This is a genomic window from Paenibacillus sp. AK121, assembly GCF_019042715.1.
GTDB lineage: Bacteria > Bacillota > Bacilli > Paenibacillales > Paenibacillaceae > Paenibacillus > Paenibacillus polymyxa_C.
Window position 1 is genome coordinate 170,964 of sequence record NZ_JAHPJM010000002.1, and the last position, 19,254, is coordinate 190,217.

The 19,254-nt window shown below is 45.5% G+C and carries 14 protein-coding genes and 2 riboswitches; of the genes, 7 read left to right on the top strand and 7 right to left on the bottom strand.

Annotated elements, in window-relative coordinates; translation table 11 throughout:
- The first annotated feature begins 32 nt into the window (after positions 1-32).
- On the top strand, positions 33-1,685 hold the full coding sequence (locus KSP24_RS04085) for an ATP-binding protein (protein ID WP_367949285.1): 1,653 nt from the start codon (positions 33-35) through the stop codon (positions 1,683-1,685).
- On the top strand, positions 1,682-2,419 hold the full coding sequence (locus KSP24_RS04090) for a response regulator (RefSeq protein ID WP_090737663.1): 738 nt from the start codon (positions 1,682-1,684) through the stop codon (positions 2,417-2,419). The genes KSP24_RS04085 and KSP24_RS04090 overlap by 4 nt, the downstream gene beginning before the upstream one ends.
- A gap of 51 nt (positions 2,420-2,470) precedes the next feature.
- On the opposite strand, the gene KSP24_RS04095 is transcribed toward KSP24_RS04090, so the two are convergent.
- Positions 2,471-3,490: a 2-hydroxyacid dehydrogenase gene (locus KSP24_RS04095; protein ID WP_216974535.1), complete on the bottom strand. Its 1,020-nt coding sequence runs from the start codon at positions 3,488-3,490 to the stop codon at positions 2,471-2,473.
- A gap of 17 nt (positions 3,491-3,507) precedes the next feature.
- Positions 3,508-4,563, bottom strand: coding sequence for an AEC family transporter (locus tag KSP24_RS04100; protein WP_013373759.1), 1,056 nt, complete (start codon positions 4,561-4,563; stop codon positions 3,508-3,510).
- Positions 4,564-4,854: 291 nt separating this feature from the next.
- On the opposite strand from KSP24_RS04100, the gene mmuM reads away from it, so the two are divergent.
- Positions 4,855-5,802, top strand: a complete 948-nt coding sequence (mmuM, locus tag KSP24_RS04105) for a homocysteine S-methyltransferase (protein ID WP_216974536.1) — start codon at positions 4,855-4,857, stop codon at positions 5,800-5,802.
- Positions 5,803-5,990: 188 nt separating this feature from the next.
- Here the strand turns inward: mmuM and KSP24_RS04110 are convergent, their stop codons facing one another.
- From KSP24_RS04110 to rhaB, 5 genes are all read right to left on the bottom strand, one after another.
- Positions 5,991-8,228, bottom strand: a complete 2,238-nt coding sequence (locus KSP24_RS04110) for a GDYXXLXY domain-containing protein (protein ID WP_216974723.1) — start codon at positions 8,226-8,228, stop codon at positions 5,991-5,993.
- 143 nt (positions 8,229-8,371) lie between these two features.
- A complete protein-coding gene (locus KSP24_RS04115) occupies positions 8,372-9,265 on the bottom strand; it encodes a helix-turn-helix domain-containing protein (RefSeq protein ID WP_216974537.1) in 894 nt (297 codons plus the stop codon).
- A gap of 268 nt (positions 9,266-9,533) precedes the next feature.
- Positions 9,534-10,379: a rhamnulose-1-phosphate aldolase gene (gene rhaD, locus KSP24_RS04120; RefSeq protein ID WP_216974538.1), complete on the bottom strand. Its 846-nt coding sequence runs from the start codon at positions 10,377-10,379 to the stop codon at positions 9,534-9,536.
- 52 nt (positions 10,380-10,431) lie between these two features.
- The gene (gene rhaA, locus KSP24_RS04125) at positions 10,432-11,688 is read right to left on the bottom strand and encodes an L-rhamnose isomerase (protein WP_216974539.1); all 1,257 of its coding nucleotides are present in this window, start codon (positions 11,686-11,688) and stop codon (positions 10,432-10,434) included.
- On the bottom strand, positions 11,685-13,181 hold the full coding sequence (gene rhaB, locus KSP24_RS04130; RefSeq protein WP_216974540.1) for a rhamnulokinase: 1,497 nt from the start codon (positions 13,179-13,181) through the stop codon (positions 11,685-11,687). Before rhaB ends, rhaA begins: the two co-directional genes overlap by 4 nt.
- A gap of 327 nt (positions 13,182-13,508) precedes the next feature.
- Positions 13,509-13,612: riboswitch (purine riboswitch) on the top strand.
- 157 nt (positions 13,613-13,769) lie between these two features.
- Between rhaB and KSP24_RS04135 the strand changes: the two genes are divergently transcribed.
- The 4 genes from KSP24_RS04135 to nikB all read left to right on the top strand — a co-directional run bounded on the left by KSP24_RS04135 (position 13,770) and on the right by nikB (position 19,245).
- Positions 13,770-14,387: a xanthine phosphoribosyltransferase gene (locus tag KSP24_RS04135; RefSeq protein WP_137079516.1), complete on the top strand. Its 618-nt coding sequence runs from the start codon at positions 13,770-13,772 to the stop codon at positions 14,385-14,387.
- Positions 14,381-15,688, top strand: a complete 1,308-nt coding sequence (locus KSP24_RS04140) for a nucleobase:cation symporter-2 family protein (protein WP_216974541.1) — start codon at positions 14,381-14,383, stop codon at positions 15,686-15,688. Before KSP24_RS04135 ends, KSP24_RS04140 begins: the two co-directional genes overlap by 7 nt.
- Positions 15,689-16,293: 605 nt before the next feature.
- A riboswitch (cobalamin riboswitch) is annotated at positions 16,294-16,497 on the top strand.
- Positions 16,498-16,716: 219 nt separating this feature from the next.
- Complete coding sequence (locus KSP24_RS04145) at positions 16,717-18,300, top strand: ABC transporter substrate-binding protein (RefSeq protein WP_216974542.1); 1,584 nt, start codon at positions 16,717-16,719, stop codon at positions 18,298-18,300.
- A 15-nt stretch (positions 18,301-18,315) separates the two neighbouring features.
- The gene (gene nikB / locus KSP24_RS04150; protein ID WP_129550236.1) at positions 18,316-19,245 is read left to right on the top strand and encodes a nickel ABC transporter permease; all 930 of its coding nucleotides are present in this window, start codon (positions 18,316-18,318) and stop codon (positions 19,243-19,245) included.
- Positions 19,246-19,254: the final 9 nt, after the last annotated feature.

Here is a 19,254-nt window from a genome sequence, read left to right on the forward strand (position 1 = left end):
CTTCCCATTGGAGAGCTTGATAAAGAAGCTGGGTGATAGGGTTGCGGTTAAAAGGTAAGTTGAAACCGAGAAGACAATTCAAAGTTTCGCTACAATTCATGATTATTATTTTGGTTGTTTTAGTTATTATTATTTCCTTGATTATATCCTTGCTTCTCATTCGTAATTTCGTGATTAACAAGCATTTTGATAATACGAAGGAAAAACTTTCAGGTATTGCCAAGGTGGTTGCCAGTGACAACGATGTTATTCGTAATGTTGAGCAGGGAATCCCTGTGAAGCAGATCCAAGACTATTCTCTTGGAGTAATGCATAACGTTAATGTGGATTTTGTAGTCATACTGAACCACGATTTAATTCGGCTTTCCCATCCGAATGAAACCATGATTGGCAAGCCATTCTCTGATTTGGACGATGCCAGAAAAGCACTATCCGGTCAGGGACATTTTTCTGAAAATATCGGTGTTTTAGGCCAAGGCTACCGTTATTTTACGCCGATATTTAATCAACAGAAAGAGGTCATTGGCATTGTATGTGTAGGACTGACCATGAGAACGCTAAATCATGATTTGATGCAGGCGCAGTATACCATTTTTGGAGGACTGATGCTGGGACTCTTTAGTGGAGTTCTGGGCGCGATCATTCTGGCACAAAAAATCAAAACGATCTTATTTGGTCTGGAACCACAAGAGATAGCAACACGATTACGTGAAAAAGTAATTATTGAAAATGAGGTCGCTGAAGGAATTATAGCCATTTCGGCTGACAAGAAAATTATGCTTATGAACAAGGAAGCTCAGGCCAAGTACCAACTGGCGAATCAAGACAGAAAAGCCCCGATTGGCGAGCAGATCGATACCAACTTTTATAACGCGCTCTTCAAGAAAGTGTTTGATAGTAAGAAGAAGATCAAGGACCGCTCGTTTTATGTGAATGGTATAGAAGTCATTGCGACAGTAACCCCTATACATGTAGAAAATGAGTTTTTTGGGGCAGTTGCTACACTGCGCGACCAATCCGAGATGATTCATCTTAGCAATCAGTTGAGTGGCACAAAATATTATATTAACTCTCTTCGCGGACAGACGCATGAGTTTATGAACAAAATGCACGTGATCTCCGGACTGATTGAGATGAGGAAATATGAAGAAGTCAGTCAGTATATTCAGCAGCTAAATCACCGGTATCAAAATGAAGTAGGCTTTCTAACAGAGAGGATTAAGGTTCCGGCTTTAGCAGGTTTTATTATGGGGAAAATCAACGAAGCACGCGAGCAGAATATTTCAGTGTTACTGGAAGAAAGCTCGAATGTATCCAATCTAGAGATGCAGGACATTGTTCATGATGTCATACACATATTGGGCAATTTTTTTGACAACGCGATAGACTCCATTTTACAAAAAAGGCAACCCGGCAAAATTGAATTGAAATTGAATTATGAGTGTGAGGGAAATGTGTTTATTTTGAAAGTGAAGGATAATGGTATGGGAATTGACTCTGAAATGCAACAAAGAATATTCGAGCATGGCTTCTCAACCAAAGGAGAGGACAGGGGGTACGGTTTGAATCTGGTTAAAACCATGGTGGACAATCACCAGGGCATCATTGAGATTGACAGCCAACCTGGTCTGGGAACAAGTATCTATGTAGAGTTGCCCTGTACATTGGAGGTGACGAGTGAATGAAGGTACTCATTGTTGAGGATGATCCTATGGTTGCTGAGCTCAATCAACAGTTTATTGAGCGTATGGACAACTTGGATGTGGTATGTAAAGCAGATACTGTCCAGAAGGCACAGGATTGTCTTCAGAAGTTCACACCTGATCTGGTATTGCTGGACGTTTATTTACCCGGGAAAAGTGGATTAACCTTGTTATCCCATATGCAGGAGCAGCAGTACCATGCTTCGGTTATTTTAATTACGGCTGCAAAAGATATCCAAACGGTAAAGGAAGCTGTTTTCTATGGAGTGGCAGACTATCTAATTAAGCCTTTTACATTCGAACGCTTTAAGCTGGCTGTTGAGAAAATCCAGCGTTTGGCCACGGTGATGGAGGAAGGGAACGGAATTAATCAAGCTGTCATTGATCAATATTTTAATAAAGAAGAGCCTATGGGTGTAGAAAAGAAAAAACCTGCTGAACAACTTTCCCCAAATCTATCGAAAAATCTGTCTAAAAACTTGTCCAAATTGACCATGACTACCATACTGAAGAGTATCCAAGAGCTGGACGGACCTTTTTCGGTTGAAACATTAGCCAGAGAAGTGGACTTGTCCCGTATTACAGTCAAAAAATATATTCAGTTCCTGGTAGACGATGGCTTCCTGATTGAATCGATAGAATACCACAAGGTTGGAAGGCCGCTAATGCTCTATCAGATCAATTCGGATATAAAAGAACCGCCATTTCCAGTATGATCTGGAGATAGCGGTTCTTTACTGTCCAATGAGTGTGCCAAGCTTCCTACCCTATTTCATAGCGAGAACAGGAAGTGGGACCAGATTGTCCGAAGAAAGAGTTGTAATGATATCATGGAAGTTTTCGTAGCTGGTTTCAATCATGTTGGATAACGCAGTAACGGTATTCGAGCCGGCATGAGGTGTGACCAACACTCTTGGATACAGCTCCACAAGCTTCTGGATCGTTGGGTCCGGGAGCATTTGCCATGGGTCAAATGCTTTAAAAAATAGTTCTTCCTCTTTAGGAAAGACATCTGTTCCGAACCCTTCCAAATGATTGCTGAGCAAAGCATCCAGAATGGCTTGGTTATCTTGTAATTCCCCGCGTGAGGTGTTGATGAGAATAGCTCCCTTTTTCATTTTTGCTAAAAAGCTGGCATTAATTATTTGGTCGTTCTGTCCCGGCAGGTAAGGAACATGCACACTGACGATATCACTCTCTGCCAGTAGTTCATCCAAGGTTGTGAATGGAATGACGGCCTTTGCAGCCTCCGATTGGTACACATCATAGCCGATAACAGAAGCTCCTAATCCTTTAAATAATTTGGCTTCCGTCAGGCCGATGCGACCGACCCCGATAATCCCAACTTTACAATTGTGAATCTCTTTGCTGAACGTATGCTCGTCCACAATAAAATTTTTGAAAGAGCTTTTGGTAGTCATATAAGCGGTGTGACGGAGCAGCATCATAGCAAGCGTTAAGGAAAGCTCTGCAATGGCATTCGGAGAGTAGGATGGCACACGTGCGACCTTCATTCCAAATTCGCTGCAGGCATCCAAATCAATATGGTTGATTCCGACGGTTCTGGTGAAAATATATTGAATGCCGTACTGATTGAATTTTGCGAGATTTTCCCGATTGGCAGCACAGTTTCCTCTTAACAAAACAGCATCGTGATGCTGGGCCAGTTCTGCATTGCTGGAGGTCAGCAGCTCTTCTACCAGCGTTAGCTGGAAGTTATATTTATTAAGCTCATGGAAATAGGGCTTCTCATATGAACGGGCACCATAGCAGATGATTTTTAACATGTTGTTTTCCCCCTGATTTAGAAAATTCCAATTTTATCGATGACATTGAGCGTAATAATCCACACCGGAATCATGACGACGGAAGTGATAGTTGATAGAAGCGATGCGTTGGAAGTTAGTACAGCTTCCTTATCAAAACTGATGGCATAGGCTGCGGCTACGGTAGCTGTAGGAGTAGCCATCATAATGACAATGGTAGATAAAGCGACAGTATCGACCGACAGAATATGAGATATAGTCAACAAAGCCAGCAAAACGATGTTCACAATAGGTACCAGCCAAACTTTAACAAGGCTGTAATACCATGATGTCTTGTCTGTAGCTGCCGACTTGAAGCTGATTTCACCCAAAGTTGAACCAATCGATAACCAGGCCAATGGTGAAGCTAGTCCGGCAAGGTAGGTCATGGGCTTGAACAACCAGACAGCGGTTTGATCAATTCTTAGAAAAGCAAACTGCTGAATGGTCCCATCCTCTGTAGCCACACTCATTTGTGGTAAATAACCCTGGAACAACCAAACAAACAAGCCTATAAAAGTCGCAATAACAATCGGATTCAAAAACATAGTTTTGAGATTTTTAAGCTCCATTTTTAAGCCGCTCATTTTGATATAGCCATAAGAATATAAGAAAATGCGGTAGCCTATATTAAAAATGGAACTGTACATCACTCCAGTAGGACCGTAAATGGCACCGACAATGGGAATTCCGAAAAAAGTAGTAGAACCGAAAATGGTTAGTACCCGCAAAACATCCTGCTTATCCTTGTTGTAGCTCAGGAAGAACGGCTTGGAGATAAAGATGAGAATGATATAAATGAGAATCCCCCATATTAAAACATTCATGCCCTGTTTTAATATTGTAGGATTGATATCCTGCATGAAAGAATTAAAGGCTAGTGCTGGTAGAGCCACAGTGAGAACAACCTTAGATAGCATCTTTCCTACGGCTGCGGTAAAAATCCCCTTCTTGCGGCAAAAGAAGCCGAGCAGGATAATAAAAACGGTAGAAGCGATAGAACTGACAATACTGTTATCTGTTAAGGTCGCTGTAATCATTTCTAGTAAAGACATAGATAAAACCCTCTCTTGTACCTTTTTTCACATAAATGCCGATGCAAAATGTGACAATGCAATTCCCTGATCTTTTGGCCAAAGTGTTTGGTTTGCACCTTTATAGTAAAAAAACTTTGTGAAAAAAAGAACAATATCTAATTAAATTAACTTATGAAACTAATTTAAAAAATTTATACGTCACATCAGGATGTAAATGTAAGGTGCTCATCAACATACATGCTATAATATAAAAAATTAAATCCAACCTAGTCAGTGGGTTAAATAGATTAGACAAGCAGGAGGGGCCGCATGAATCCGATACAACGTATAGTGAACAAATTTCAGCTGATCGTGCTGGACGGCGCAATGGCGACTGAATTGGAACGTCATGGGCATGATCTGAACGATAGCTTATGGTCGGCCAAAATACTCTATGAACATCCGGATTCGATCAAGCGTGTACATCAAGATTACTTTGAGGCTGGGGCAGACTGTGCAATTACGGCGAGCTATCAGGCCACTGTGGAAGGCTACGTTCAACGAGGGCTAAGCGAAAATGAGGCGTTGAAGCTGATTCAGTCATCGGTGCAGATTGCTTTACAGGCACGAGATGAGTTTTGGGCCGATGTGACGGCTACTGCAAGTCAGCAGCATCGTCCCAAGCCGCTGGTTGCGGCCTCTGTCGGACCCTATGGAGCGTTTCTCGCTGATGGTTCAGAGTATCGCGGTGATTACAAGCTGAGCGAAGAGCAGCTTATGGAGTTTCACAGGCCGCGCATGAAAGCTCTGATCGAGGCGGGAGCAGACATTTTAGCTTGTGAAACGATACCCTGTCTGGTGGAAGCCAAGGCTATTGCCCGCTTGCTGAAGGAATTCCCCGGTACATATGCCTGGATCAGCTTTAGTGCAAAGGATGAGCAGCATATCAGTAACGGCGAGTCTGTCGCCGCATGTGCAAAGTGGCTGAATGAGCATGAGCAGGTGGCTGCGGTAGGGATCAATTGCACGTTGCCCAAATTCATTCCATCTCTTATTCACGAAATACACAGCCATACGGACAAGCCGGTGGTGGTATATCCCAATCTGGGGGAGGAATATGACCCGGTCACCAAGACATGGCAGGGCCATACTTGTACAGAAACGTTCGGACAGAGTGCCCGGCAGTGGTATGAAGCAGGAGCGCGTATGATTGGTGGCTGTTGTCGGACTCAGCCGCAGGATATTAAAGAAATCGTGGCATGGTCGAGAGAGATATAAACGAGGATAAGCTTTAGGGAAAGGTTATCATGGAGTTTTCCTCCATTGCCGCAAAAGAAAAAGCAGGCTGAACCAAGTTATGCTCCAGCAATGGAGCAACCTGGTTCAGCCTGCTTTTTGTACAAATAAATTTTTAAAGCCCCGCTTCGTTCACTATCTCTACCTCTCTACCTCTTTGCCAATCCAGATCAGCTTTCCACCAAACGTTCCAGCAGTGCGTCTCCATTGCGGCTGACCCGAATATAGGCGTAATGAGCGTTCTGTTCAACAGTACGTCCAGTTCCTTCAGGAATGAAATAATTCTCAATACCGTACAGAATACGAGAACCATTCCATTGTCCATTGAGAACAATTTCATGATGGGCAAGTTTCTCACCATCTTGATATAGACGATCAGCAATGTATACTCCTTGGCTATTTGGTGTGAGAACGACTTTAACCTTGCCTCGGTTCCAATCCTTCTCCTGAAGAGAGTTCTTAGAAGGAGGAGTAGAAACATCGTAATTCAGTGCCACATAGTCGCCCTGTAACAGGGAGCGCGGGTCTATAGGAGCCAGCTTGAGCTTAACGGAGGTACCTGTGGCGAGCAGGGTTTCACTTCTCGCCGTCTGATAGCCGATAATTCCTAGCTGTAGCACAATGACAATGGCAATGAGTAACGGGCTTAAGCGCATAAAGCTAAAGCTGCGGTGGTCGGCATCGAACGCTGTTTTGCCGCTATGGGCCATTCGTCGATCGAACCACCAGGTAATTCCCAGTACAATGATTCCCAGTAGCGCCAGTGTAAAAGATTTATAGAGCAGCGTCCACAATAAATCATAGTATTTGAAGCCGATAAAAATAAACCAGAATACGACGCTTGTAATAGCCTCCGATTTTTGTTTGTGACGGATAAAGGCAAAGACCATCCATGTAACGATAACAAAATAAAAAATGTTCATGAACATATAAGAGTGTGGAATGACATCCTCGAAAAACGTCGTCCAAAACAGGAACAATAAGCTGAAGAATAATGAACTATCCCGAAGATGTCCTTTTAGCTCTGTCTTGGGTCTAAAGTAGCTTAGCCCGTATAACACGGCATTGAGAGCGAACAGGGCGAAGATGATGAACTTATAGGTCCAGTTCCAGCCATCCCACTCTTGATACTGTTGAAACAAAACAGTTGCCATATTCAGGTTTACAAAAGTATAGGCAAAAAATCGCTGCCTTTTCCCCTTGGAGCGAAACCATCCGGCGATGGAAACGATCAGAAATAATACCGAAAGTAGCGTCTGATCTGACCATAGAATGGCCGCCAGGCCGGTAATATAGCTGATGGTCAGCAGCGTATAACGGATTACAGGATCCAGCTTGGACTCTGGTATGACGATCATCGTAATCATCAGCAACAAAGACACGCCCAGCAGTACATATTCGGTGTGATTTACGTTCGTGCTAATCATAATCAGTCCGATGAGAGATATACTGCCAATCAGCACTCCAACCACTTTGATTATGCGAGATACGGTTTTGGTGATCCACTCACTGCTATGTTCCTCAGGGACGACTGTCTCATCCGGGGATGGTTTTCCCAAACGATTTAAATAACGGAAAAACCATACGTTACCCGTCAATAACAGTGCCACAAAAATCAACCCGAAAACAAAGAATAGTGATGAAGAGTACGCCTCTGCCAGCTCTATAAATTTAAAGACAGCAAACGCCGAGAGCGCCAATGCATTCAAGGTCAGTAACGTTTTATTCAGCCGAACCTTGATAAATATATAAAATCCTAAAGCAATCACAGCGATATGCGGTATATTCATGATCAGGCCATATCCATCGAATGCAAAGGAGTTGGTCATCGCCAACATAGCTATATGGAGAACAGTAAAGCTCATATATTGTAGTGGAGCCGAATGTATACGATGAAGAAACGTCAATAGAAATAGCACCAGATTGAATATTGCGAACACTCCAGCGATGGACAACGATTCCAGTTGGCTATAAGACGGGCTTTGCATCGTTGGATAGAAGTAAAGCCATACCCCCAAATGAATCAGTACATAAGACAGCATATATAAAGGATTGTAGCGGGTAATCCAGCTAAGCAGTAAAGCCGGCACTGACCAAATGAAAAACAACCCGTAGCTGTCCGCATGGGAGTTGTAAATTTGACCGAGCAACGCCACGGAAACGCCGAAGGCTACACAGCCAGCCACCAGAAATATATTGGACAGAAAAGCTTGTTGCCCGGGAACAGCACGTATACGTGCAAATACAAAAGATAAGCCATAAAACAAAACAATAAGCGCAACAGCTAGTACAATTTTGACTGTCCGATCTAGTCCGCCCCAATTGGAGGCGAAAAAATAAATAATCGCAGCCAGTATCAGTGAGATGCCCAGCAGATAACCTGTACGTATAGCATTGAATCGCAGCATGGAATTCACGTACCTTTCCTGTTGGTTTGATGCTTATTATAGCGTTGATAGCGCTCAGAACCAAGTACAAATTAGGATCAGGTCATAAAAAAGGGAGAGCCGCCGTATGATGGTGGTTCTCCTGTATCATTACTGGATTCCGACTAAGCGTTGGCAGTGAGGATCTCTTGCCGGGACTGGTGCCGGAAGCGATACTCTCGGGGTGGGATTCCTGCTGTTTTCTTAAATGCCTTGGAAAAGGTGGACATATCGGTATATCCGATGGATTGGGCGATAATCGACAAATTGTAAGTAGTCTGTTCCAGCAATCTTTTGGCTTCGTTAATCTTGAGAGTTTGCAAATACTTGGCGGGGGATATGAGAAAGGTGGAATGGAATTTACGTGAAAAATGCGCACGATCCACACCTACATGCTCAGCAATTTGCTCGATTGTAACACGGTCACAATAATGCATTTCGATGTAATCTTTCCCCTGCTGGAGCCAATAATCAGAGCATACAGAGTTGCGCAGCGCGCCAGATGTGTTGCGGGACAACTCCTCGAAGATCTGGTGTAGTGTAATTAAGCGGGCCAGATCGCTGCCCTGTCTGTTGTGGTCGTTGACGATGGAAAATAGGTTGGAGATAAGCTCGAGGATGTCCTCGCTCACTGCGTTAGCTATAAATGGCTTAGAGGGGGTAATCCCGATCCGCTCCAGTAGCGCCAGTGATTTTGGTCCCTCAAAGGCAATCCATACCTTTTGTAACGGGTGCTCTTGGTTGGTGTAATATTCATGGGCAAGATGGGGGAAAAAACAGAATAAATCAGACTTTTGGACACGATACTTCTTTTCCTTATAAATGAACTCAGCCTGACCTTCAAGTGCAAAAATAAAATAAAAATAAGGGACAGCCTTGGGGCCGACATGACAGCTTGTTTTAGAAATATCCATACCCAGTCTGATAGGCCAAATAGCACTGGATTTTTCTAGTTCGGTTGTTGTGAAATAATGGTCTTCCACGATGTCGAAGTGATCTTCATTCTTTGTTCTTCTCATATTGTCACCTCTCCTTTGGTGGAGATAAGGGAATTTTGATTTTATTGTATATAAAGGAAAGTACAATTACAAGTTAATTCATTGGAATTTGGGGTTATAAAAATAAAACGGTTTATAGAGGATACTGTTTATACCTGCTTTCGGATCGTGTCATGGGTAAAACATTCGAATCCAGTAGCATTCAGATATGCATGATAAAGGCTCCATGGCTGGTTTGAGACGAGCCGTGGAGCCTTATAGAGCTCGGTGCTATACGATTAGCCTATGTCTATACGTTCAGGATTCCTTCTTTTGGGGTAACATTAAAGGCTTTAGCCAGATCGGCCAATTCCTGATCTGTAATCCGTTGCTTGATCTCATGCTGAGCAATCAGCATATAAATTTGTGCTGCTTTTTCAATCGTTTCAATCAGGCCAAACGCTTCATCAATGGAGCTACCTGTTCCGAAAATGCCGTGATGAGGCCATAATACAGCGTGATGATCCTTCATTTTTTTCGCTGTTTCGCGGCCGATTTCGCTGGAGCCTGGCACCATCCAAGGAATTACACCGATACCGTCTGGAAAGACTACGATACATTCGGTACACATTTCCCACAGCGTTTTGGTGAATTGGTTTTCGTCCAAACTATGAATAAAGGTCATGGCAATGACATGAGTGGCATGATTATGGATCACAACCCGATGGTTAGGATCGACCTTCAAGCGTTCAATGTGGCTCATAAAGTGAGATGGCAATTCGCTGGTAGGAACCGCGTCATGCTTGAGGCCACACAAAATTTCTAACTGCTCACCATCTTGGGATACACGCAGGACACCCAGATTAGCTTCCGGATCGGCAATAACGTTTTTGAAGTACTTGCCTGATCCAGTGACGATAAAATATTTGCCTGCCAGTTCATTCACTGGGAAAGCGGGTTTAATCGTTCGAATGACTTTTTGAATATCAATATATTTGGCAACCTCGGCCTCGTCCAGAATATAACTTACATTGCCTCCATTGCGTTCATCCCAGCCGAATTTCCACATGTTTTGCGTAATTTCCGCCATCTCGCGAACAAATGGGATATCCAGTCCTGATTTTCGCTCTTTTTGATTCTCCAGCACAGTAGTCATGGATGATCTCTCCCTTTGGATGATATAAATATAAAATTATCAGTGCAGTAGTTTATCGTTTCAGCAGGACCTGGTGTTCATAGTTTTTAGCTTCGGTTAGCCATTCCTCACGAACGGGAACGCCGTTTTGAGCGCAATAGTAATCCCATACAGCCCCAAACGGATAGGATTTAAACTCTTCGACCAAGGCAAGGCGTGTCGTGAAGTCTCTTTCCTCTTCGGCTTTTTTCAGTTCCTCAATCGGTTCCAGCATGGCGCGAAGCAACGCTTTGATGGTGTTGCGTGTTCCAATGACCCAAGCAGCCACATGGTTAATACTTCCATCAAAGAAATCAAGGCCGATATGAGTGCGGGAGAGCAGCTCACCGCGCACCAGCTCACGGGCAATGTCCAGCAATTCGTCGTCCATCGTCACGACATGATCGCTATCCCAACGAACAGGTCTGCTGACATGGAGCAATAATTGATCGGTAAACATCAGCACAGAGGACAGTTTGTTCGAAATAACTTCTGTCGGGTGGAAGTGACCGGAATCGAGACAGATAGATTTACCCCGTGTCAGGGCGTAACCCATATAGAACTCATGAGAGCCGACGACATAGCTTTCCGAACCGATGCCGAACAGTTTACTTTCAACTGCGTCGATGTTGTAATCTTGACTAATTTCCTCACTGAAAATCTCGTCCAGAGCGTCCCGCAGACGTTCTCTTGGAGCCAAGCGATCCACCGGGGTATCCTTGTAACCATCCGGCATCCAGTGGTTTGTGACACATGGCTGACCGAGTTCTTTACCGAAATGTTCTGCAATCCTGCGTGATTTTTTACAGTGTGTGATCCAGAAATCGCGAATATCCGGATCCTTGTGACTTAGTGTGAAGCCATCCTCCGCTTTAGGGTGGGAGAACAGGGTCGGATTAAAATCAAGTCCAAGCCCTTGCTGTTTGGCCCAGTCTACCCAGTTCTGAAAATGGCGTGGCTCCAGTTGATCCAAATCTACTTGTTCTGTAGTATCCGCATAGATCGCATGCAGATTAACCTTGTGTTTACCGGGGATGAGCGATAGAGCTTTTTCTAAATCCTGACGCAGCTCATTAGGCGTGCCTGCTCTACCTGGGTAGCTGCCTGTTACGGCAATGCCCCCGCTAAGCTGTTTATCTTTGAACAGAAAACCCTGCACATCGTCTCCCTGCCAGCAGTGTAGTGATATTTTAATTTGTGAGAGCTTCCGTAAAACGTCATCCACCTGAATACCGTGGCGGGCATACAGCTTTTTCGCTTCGTTATAACTCGCTTCAATGGCTTCGTTCATGACTTTACTCCTTTATTGAGATTGTGAGTAGGGGATGTTGCTTCTATCTTGAGGCGTTCCCAGCGATCCAGAAGTTCTTTCATGCCTTCCACTGATTGCGGCTCATATAGCCGAGTCTGGAAGGAGTTAGCTATGGTTCGGCCAGCAGCTTTCAGATCTCCAAGAGCACCAGAGCTGATTAATTGCACGACAATATTGCCGATGGCCGTCGATTCGGAAGGTCCTGCCTGAACCTCGATTTCTAAAAGGTCGGCTGTTAGCTGACATAGTAATTCGTTGTTTGCGCCTCCGCCGACAATGTGCAATCGGGTAATCGTTTCGTCTGTTAAACGTTGTAGCTCATGTAGGGCATCCCGGTAGCTTAAGGCCAGACTGTCGAAAATACAGCGGGCAAGCGCGCCAGGTGTGTGCGGGATAGGCTGCCCGGTTTCTTCACAGAACCTCTGAATCTCAAGGGTCATACTATCTGGATTTAAGAATGAGGACTGGTTGCAGAGGACGAGACTGACAAATGGTGTCTCTGCTGAAGCCAATTCGGCCAATTCAGCAAAACTATGTGCAGAGCCTCCCTCTCTTCTAACCTCCTGAATCATCCATAAGCCCATAATATTTTTCAAAAAACGGTACGTATCGTAAGCGCCCCACTCATTGGTGTAGTTCGCCTGCATAGCTGTCTTGGTATTCAAGGGTTGGGATCGTTCCATACCCAGTAGCGACCATGTTCCACTGCTAATATAAGCCCAAGACTCTTCCCGCGGTGATGGAACACCTGCAACCGCTGAGGCGGTATCGTGCGTAGGCACAAGGATGAGTTGGCAGTCTGGAAGATCGTACTTCCGAACAAGCTCCGGCAAAATGGGGCCCAGGACACGTCCAGGCTCAGCCAGCTCCGAAAATTGATTGCGCCGAAGCTGGAGCAGGGAGAGCAGATCCTCATCAAATTCTCGGGTGTTTACGTTGAGAAGCTGCATCGTGGATGCATTGGTCATTTCATTGACCATAATGCCAGTCAAGCGATAGTACAGATAATCGGGAACCATCAATATTTTATCTGCCTGGGCGAGTTGTTCTGGATCATGGACGAACAGCTGATACAAGGTATTAAAGTTTAGTTCCTGGATGCCCGTTTTCTCATATAGATCCTCTCGGCTGATGAGCTGGTGCAGTTTATCGGGGGCTTGTAGAGTGCGTGCATCGCGGTATGCGTACACCTCATGGATGCGATGACCTTCCTTATGAAGTAACACGTAATCTACAGCCCATGTATCAATGCCGAGCGTACAGGATTCAATTCCATTTTGCTTAGCCTTTTGCAGTCCTTGAATGATCTCATCAAATAAATTGTCTATGTTCCAGTAATTGTGCCCGTGCCTCTCAGTAAAGGAGTTGTTGAAACGATGAAGCTCTTGCAAGTGAATTTGTTCACCTTGTAGAGTTGCACTCACGAGTCTTCCGCTTGAAGCTCCAATATCAACAGCAAGATAGTTGTTCATATCTAATCTCCTTGCATGGTGAAGTCCTGGCAGCCCGAAAGTCTGCCTTTTGTTCCTTAACTAATTCCATACTACTTCCGTTTGTCTGTGTAGTCAACATAAACGGAAGTATAATTTTTGGTTTTTCTTTTGAATTTAAAAATAAAAATAAAATTAAATATTGTTTTGTGTGGATTTTCGTTTTTTAACATCTGCTTTCTACTATATATATACCTCAAACAGGGATCGGTGTGTTGCTGCGATATTCAAATTGTGGAAGGTTCTCCAAATGCCACTGTTTGTATGAAAAATAGTCTTGAAACCGCCCGCCAGAGGGTGTAGTATACAAGATATCAATTTCATATGACTCGTATAATATTGGGGATATGGCCCAAAAGTTTCTACCGGATGACCACTGTAATCGTCCGACTATGAGTGATAGCGCATCAGCTTCGGATGAATGCGGGCATTTTATTTGTGCGCCAATCCGTCAGGGATTACGACCCCAAGGACAGGCTTCACTTGAGAAACGACTCAAGGGAGCTTGTCCTTTTTTGGTTTTCGTAGGTTTTATTCTATTTTAAAGTACAGAGGAGCGATATTCGCATAATGAAAGCTTTGGAAGAACGTATTCGTCAAGAGGGACAGATTTTATCCGATACGGTGTTAAAGGTAGATTCATTTTTGAATCATCAGGTGGATACAGCATTAGCATTGGAGATTGGCAAGGAGTTCGCACGCCTGTTCGGCAGTGCTCCGATTACCAAGGTACTTACCATTGAAGCTAGTGGTATTCAATTTGCGATGGCTACTGCTATTGCCTTGGGGGTACCGTTCATTTATGCGAAGAAGAAGAAGGCGATCACGCTGAATGAACAGGTATACTTCGCAGAGGTTCATTCATTCACTCGGCAGGAAACCTATCAGGTGAGCATTTCCCAAAAATATCTCGATGCTAGCGACCATGTACTGATCGTGGATGATTTCTTGGCTACTGGTGCAGCTTTGGTCGGACTTACGGATATTGTGAAGGAAGCAGGAGCGGAACTGGCCGGAGTCGGCTGTGTAATTGAAAAGAGCTTTCAGGAAGGCCGCGGGTTGTTGGAGCAAAGGGGCATTGCCGTACGTTCTCTTGCGCGTATCGCTTCCATGGCACCGGGCGAAGTCCATTTTATAGAGGAAGCTGGCATGGTGATTCCTCCCGTTAAGGAGAATGTGGGATGTTAAGTAAACAAAAATTATTTGCGCTGGGCTTCCAGCATGTCATGGCGATGTACGCCGGAGCCATTGCTGTTCCTCTGATTGTAGGGGGAGCACTTCACCTGACGCCAGCCCAGATGGCCTATCTAGTGGCTGCTGATTTATTCACTTGCGGGATTGCTACATTATTACAGATTATGGGCACACGCTTTTTTGGAAGTAGATTGCCTGTCATTTTGGGCTGTACGTTTACGGCAGTAGGACCCATTATCGCAATTGCTTCGACCTCAAATCTGGCGACAGCGTACGGTGCCATCATTTTGTCCGGTATATTTGTGGTGCTTGCGGCACCGCTATATGGCAAACTGTTACGCTTTTTCCCAACAGTGGTTACCGGCTCGGTCGTTACGATTATCGGTCTATCCCTTATTCCGGTGGCGATGAACAATGTAGCGGGTGGTCAGGGCAGCGCGGATTTTGGACAGCCGCGTAATTTGCTGCTGGCACTGGTTACACTACTGGTTATTCTGCTTGTCAATCGAGTAGCTAAGGGCTTTTTACGCTCGATTTCCGTACTTATTGGTCTGTTTGCAGGTACTGTAGTCGCCTATGCGATGGGAATGGTGCACTTTGCTCCCGTAGCGGATGCTTCATGGGTGAGTATTGCGCAGCCGTTTTATTTTGGTAAGCCAGAATTCAGCATTATAGCGGTATGCACGATGATTATCGTCAATATTGTCAGCATGGTCGAGTCTACGGGGGTTTATCTGGCAGTAGGTAAAGCGATTGATCAGAAGGTGGAACAAAAGCAAATCGTCAATGGACTTCGTTCGGAGGGACTTGCGATTATGCTGGGCGGTATATTTAATGCGTTCCCTTACACAGCCTTCTCGCAAAATGTGGGTCTGATCTCGCTAACTCGCGTCAAATCGCGTAACGTTATTTTTGCTGCGGGCGGCATCATGGTCGTTCTCGGTTTGCTGCCTAAGCTGGCTGCCTTGACGACAGTGATTCCTAACGCTGTGCTGGGCGGGGCAATGATCGTCATGTTTGGTTCGGTTGCTGCATCAGGTATGTCTATTTTGTCAGAAGTAGATCTGCGGAAGGAAAGCAATCTGCTGATCGCAGCATGCAGTATTGCTGTAGGCCTAGGCTCAGCTGTTCTGCCGCAAATGTTTGACCAACTGCCTAGCTTTGCCAAAATGCTGCTGCAAAATGGTATTGTATCGGGCTCGATTACGGCAATTGTCTTGAACATCGTTTTGGCAAGAAAACAGGGTGAATCGGTCAAAGGCGTAAATGTCTCGGAGGTTCCACAGAAGGTTTGATGAATAGCAAATAAACCAAAACAGCCGGAGAGAGGGTGTAGCCTCTTTTCCGGCTGTTTGGCATAGGGTTACCCAGAGCGGATTATAGTGGTGGATGTTTTCGGACCACGGTGCAGCTTCCCGAAAGGGGGTGAAGCCGATGGTCACACTTGTGTCGTGCTACGATGTGTTGCGTTGGATGGTTACGTTACTAAGCCTGGTGTTTAGTATTCGTAAACTTTATCGCTGGCTGCGTCGGAAATTTCGGAACAAGCGAAAACCCACCGCTTGATTAGGTTAGGCGCCTAACGGTGGGTTTAGCTAAGCATTTAGCGCGCCGTGGTGATCCACAGCCTTTCAAATCCTAGGAGTCTTTGCCGTTGGCGCGACGAAGGCTCTTTTTAGTATACGGATACGGTGGATATCTCTATACCTAATTTTAGCACGTGAATTGCGTGCATGCAATGAATAGTGACAGTCTTGATCTTTGCGGGATCGTTCAAATTTAAATTATTGTGCCGCATTTATTGACAAGCCAGTAGCAACAAAATAAGATAATCCTAATTCGTAATAAAAAGGAATAAAGGAAGAAAACAGGTGTGAGCCGGACAACTCTATATACGAGGTTTTGTTGAGACGATGTAGATAGTTGTTGAGCGTGTTCACTTAAAAGGGAAGTTCGGTAGATTCCGACACGGACCCGCCACTGTATACAGGCATCAGCAGGGTACTGCTGGAGCTTTCAGAATAGCCACTGGAACTGTGAGGAACCGGGAAGGCCTGAAAGATAAGCCTGGAGTCAGGAGACCTGCCTGTTTTGACATCACTGTCAGACCCACGGGATGCTGGGGAGGTGGTTAGGCGTGCTGCATACGGAATGTCTGAAACCGATCTGATCCCTTCTATGTTTTTGGAGTTGGCTTTGAGGTGAGTTTTGACATTTTATAATGAAAGCATTTCTGACTGCTGGTCAAGTGGTTGGGAATGCTTTTTTCGCGTTTTGCGTTAGGTTTATACGATATTTTACAAGATAGAGGAGGACATGTGGGATGATAGGCAATCGTAATAGGCGTTCATGGTTCATATGTACAGGATTGTTGCTGCTGATGGCAGTTATGGCTCTTTCGGGATGCGGCACAGCCACAAAGACGGAGGATAGCTCAGGCAAGGGTGAGAATACGCCTGCACAACAGACTCCAGCAGGTAAAAAGCTGGTGATGGCGTATACGTGGAAACCGTCAGGCGTCGATCCGCATGGAGACAATAGCTGGGATGTGATGCGTTCCGGTGCCGGTGAGACACTCATTCGTTTGAATGAAAAGTTGGAGCCTGTGGCTTGGCTTGCCAAGGAATGGAAGCATGACAGTCCTAACGTGTGGACGTTCAGCTTGCAGGGTAAGGTCACTTTTCATGATGGAAAGAGTATGGATGCAGCAAGTGTAAAAGCATCTTTGCTGCGCTCTATCGAGAAAAGTCACCTGGCGAAGGATTTACTGGATGTGAAGTCCATTGATGTAAATGGCCCGCTGACGCTGAAAATCACGACAAACCAGCCGAATGCAGCGCTGGCATCCAATCTGGCTGATCCGTCAACAATCGTGCTGGATGTGGCATCCATGAAAGATGAGCAGAGCTACCCTGCGATGACAGGTGCTTTTAAAATCAAAGCCTTTAACAAGGATCAATCCTTGGTCGTAGAGCGTTATGACGGATATTGGGGCGAAAAGGCACGACTGGCTGAAGCAACGATGAAATTCATTACGGACGGTAATTCGCGCCTGATGGCGTTGCAATCCGGTGAGGTGGATGTAGCGACGGATATTCCGGTAGATAACGCAGAGGTATTAAAAAAGAACGACAAGCTACAAGTGCTGTCGGCTCCGTCCTTGCGTACCCATATGATTGTGTACAACATGGAATCGTCTGTGTTCAAGGATGCGACCAACCGTAAGGTGGTGGACAGTCTGATTCCGCGCGCATCCATTGTGAGCGCCGTCATGAGGGGCTTCGGTACGGAAGCAAGCAGCCCGTTTCCGAGTATCCTTCCCTTCGGTAAGATTGAGCGCAAAGCATTGAACGGAACGGCAGAGCAGTTGTTGACGAAGGATGGCTGGCAAAAGGATGCCCAAGGCACATGGTCCAAGCAGGGCAAGCCATTCGAGGTTACGCTGCTGACCTTCCCTCAGCGTCCGGAGCTATCCGTCATGGCTGAGGTTATTCAGAGCCAGTTGCTGAATGAGGGAATCCAGGTCAAGATTCGCAAGGTGGAAAATATCGACGAGGCGTTGACCAAAAACGATTGGGATTTTGCTATGTACAGCATGCTCACGGCCCATACAGGGGAACCGCAGTATTTTATGGACATGTTCTACTCCTCTACAAGTGAAGCTAATGTAAGCCGTTATGCTTCCAAACCGCTGGAGGATATTCTTCACAGCCTGAAGTTGGCAAAGGATACCACACAGCGTAATGCGGTAACACTGCAAGCACTGGATATTATCAATACAGACTTGCCGCAGTCGTTCATTGTACACCCTGACAATGTGTTTGGCGTGAAAAAAGGGGTAGAGGGCTTTACGCCGCATCCGATCGAGTATTACTACATTACAGCGCAATCCGATATTGCGGAATAACGAGCTACGTATCCTATGATTCGTTTTATACTGGAACGTGTGGCGCAGCTGCCCATCATTGTATTCGTTGTATCCACGCTGACTTTTGTACTGATGAGGCTGGCCCCTGGTGACCCTGCCCTCATTTTGCTCACCGCGCATAATGTTCCTGCTTCTGGGGAGGCGCTGACCGCGCTGCGAAACGAACTGGGCTTGAATGAGCCGCTTCATATTCAATATGTGAACTGGCTGCGGGATGTGTTCACGGGACATTGGGGAACCTCATATGTGTCCAAGGAGTCGGTGCTAAACGAACTGTGGAGCAGACTGCCCGCTACGGTGGAGCTAGCTTTGGCGGGCTTTGCCGTCATGACGGTGCTTACGCTTGGGATGGGGCTGGCTGCCTCGCTAAAAGTCAGCGGTCCACTAGATCGTCTGGGCAGGCTGTTCGCTTTGCTAGGATCGTCGATCCCTTCTTTTTGGCTTGGTTTTCTGCTAATCTATCTATTTTCCGTTCGCTTGGGCTGGCTCCCATCCATGGGAAGGGAGGACTGGACACATTTAGTACTCCCAGCGCTGACGCTTGGTGCAGGATTGGGAACGGTGCAAGCTCGTGTATTGCGCGCTCAAATGCTGGAGCTGAGTGACCGCAATTTTGTGAAGGCAGCGAGGGCTCGCGGTTTTTCCCGTATGCATATTCTCTTTTTTGAGCTATTTAAACATGCCGTTCTGCCAATGATTACGCTGTTAGGTACGAATCTATCATTTATGCTGGCAGGTAACGTCATCGTAGAGACCATTTTTTCATGGCCAGGGTTGGGCAAGTATTTTATAGATGCAATTACGCAGCGGGATTACCCGGTGATTCAGGGATATGTTATGTTTGCCGCATTTTTAATTGTAGGTGTTCAGTGTTTGGTGGATGTGGTCCAGACGGTGATAGATCCAAGGCTGCGTTTGCGTTAAGGGGGAAGC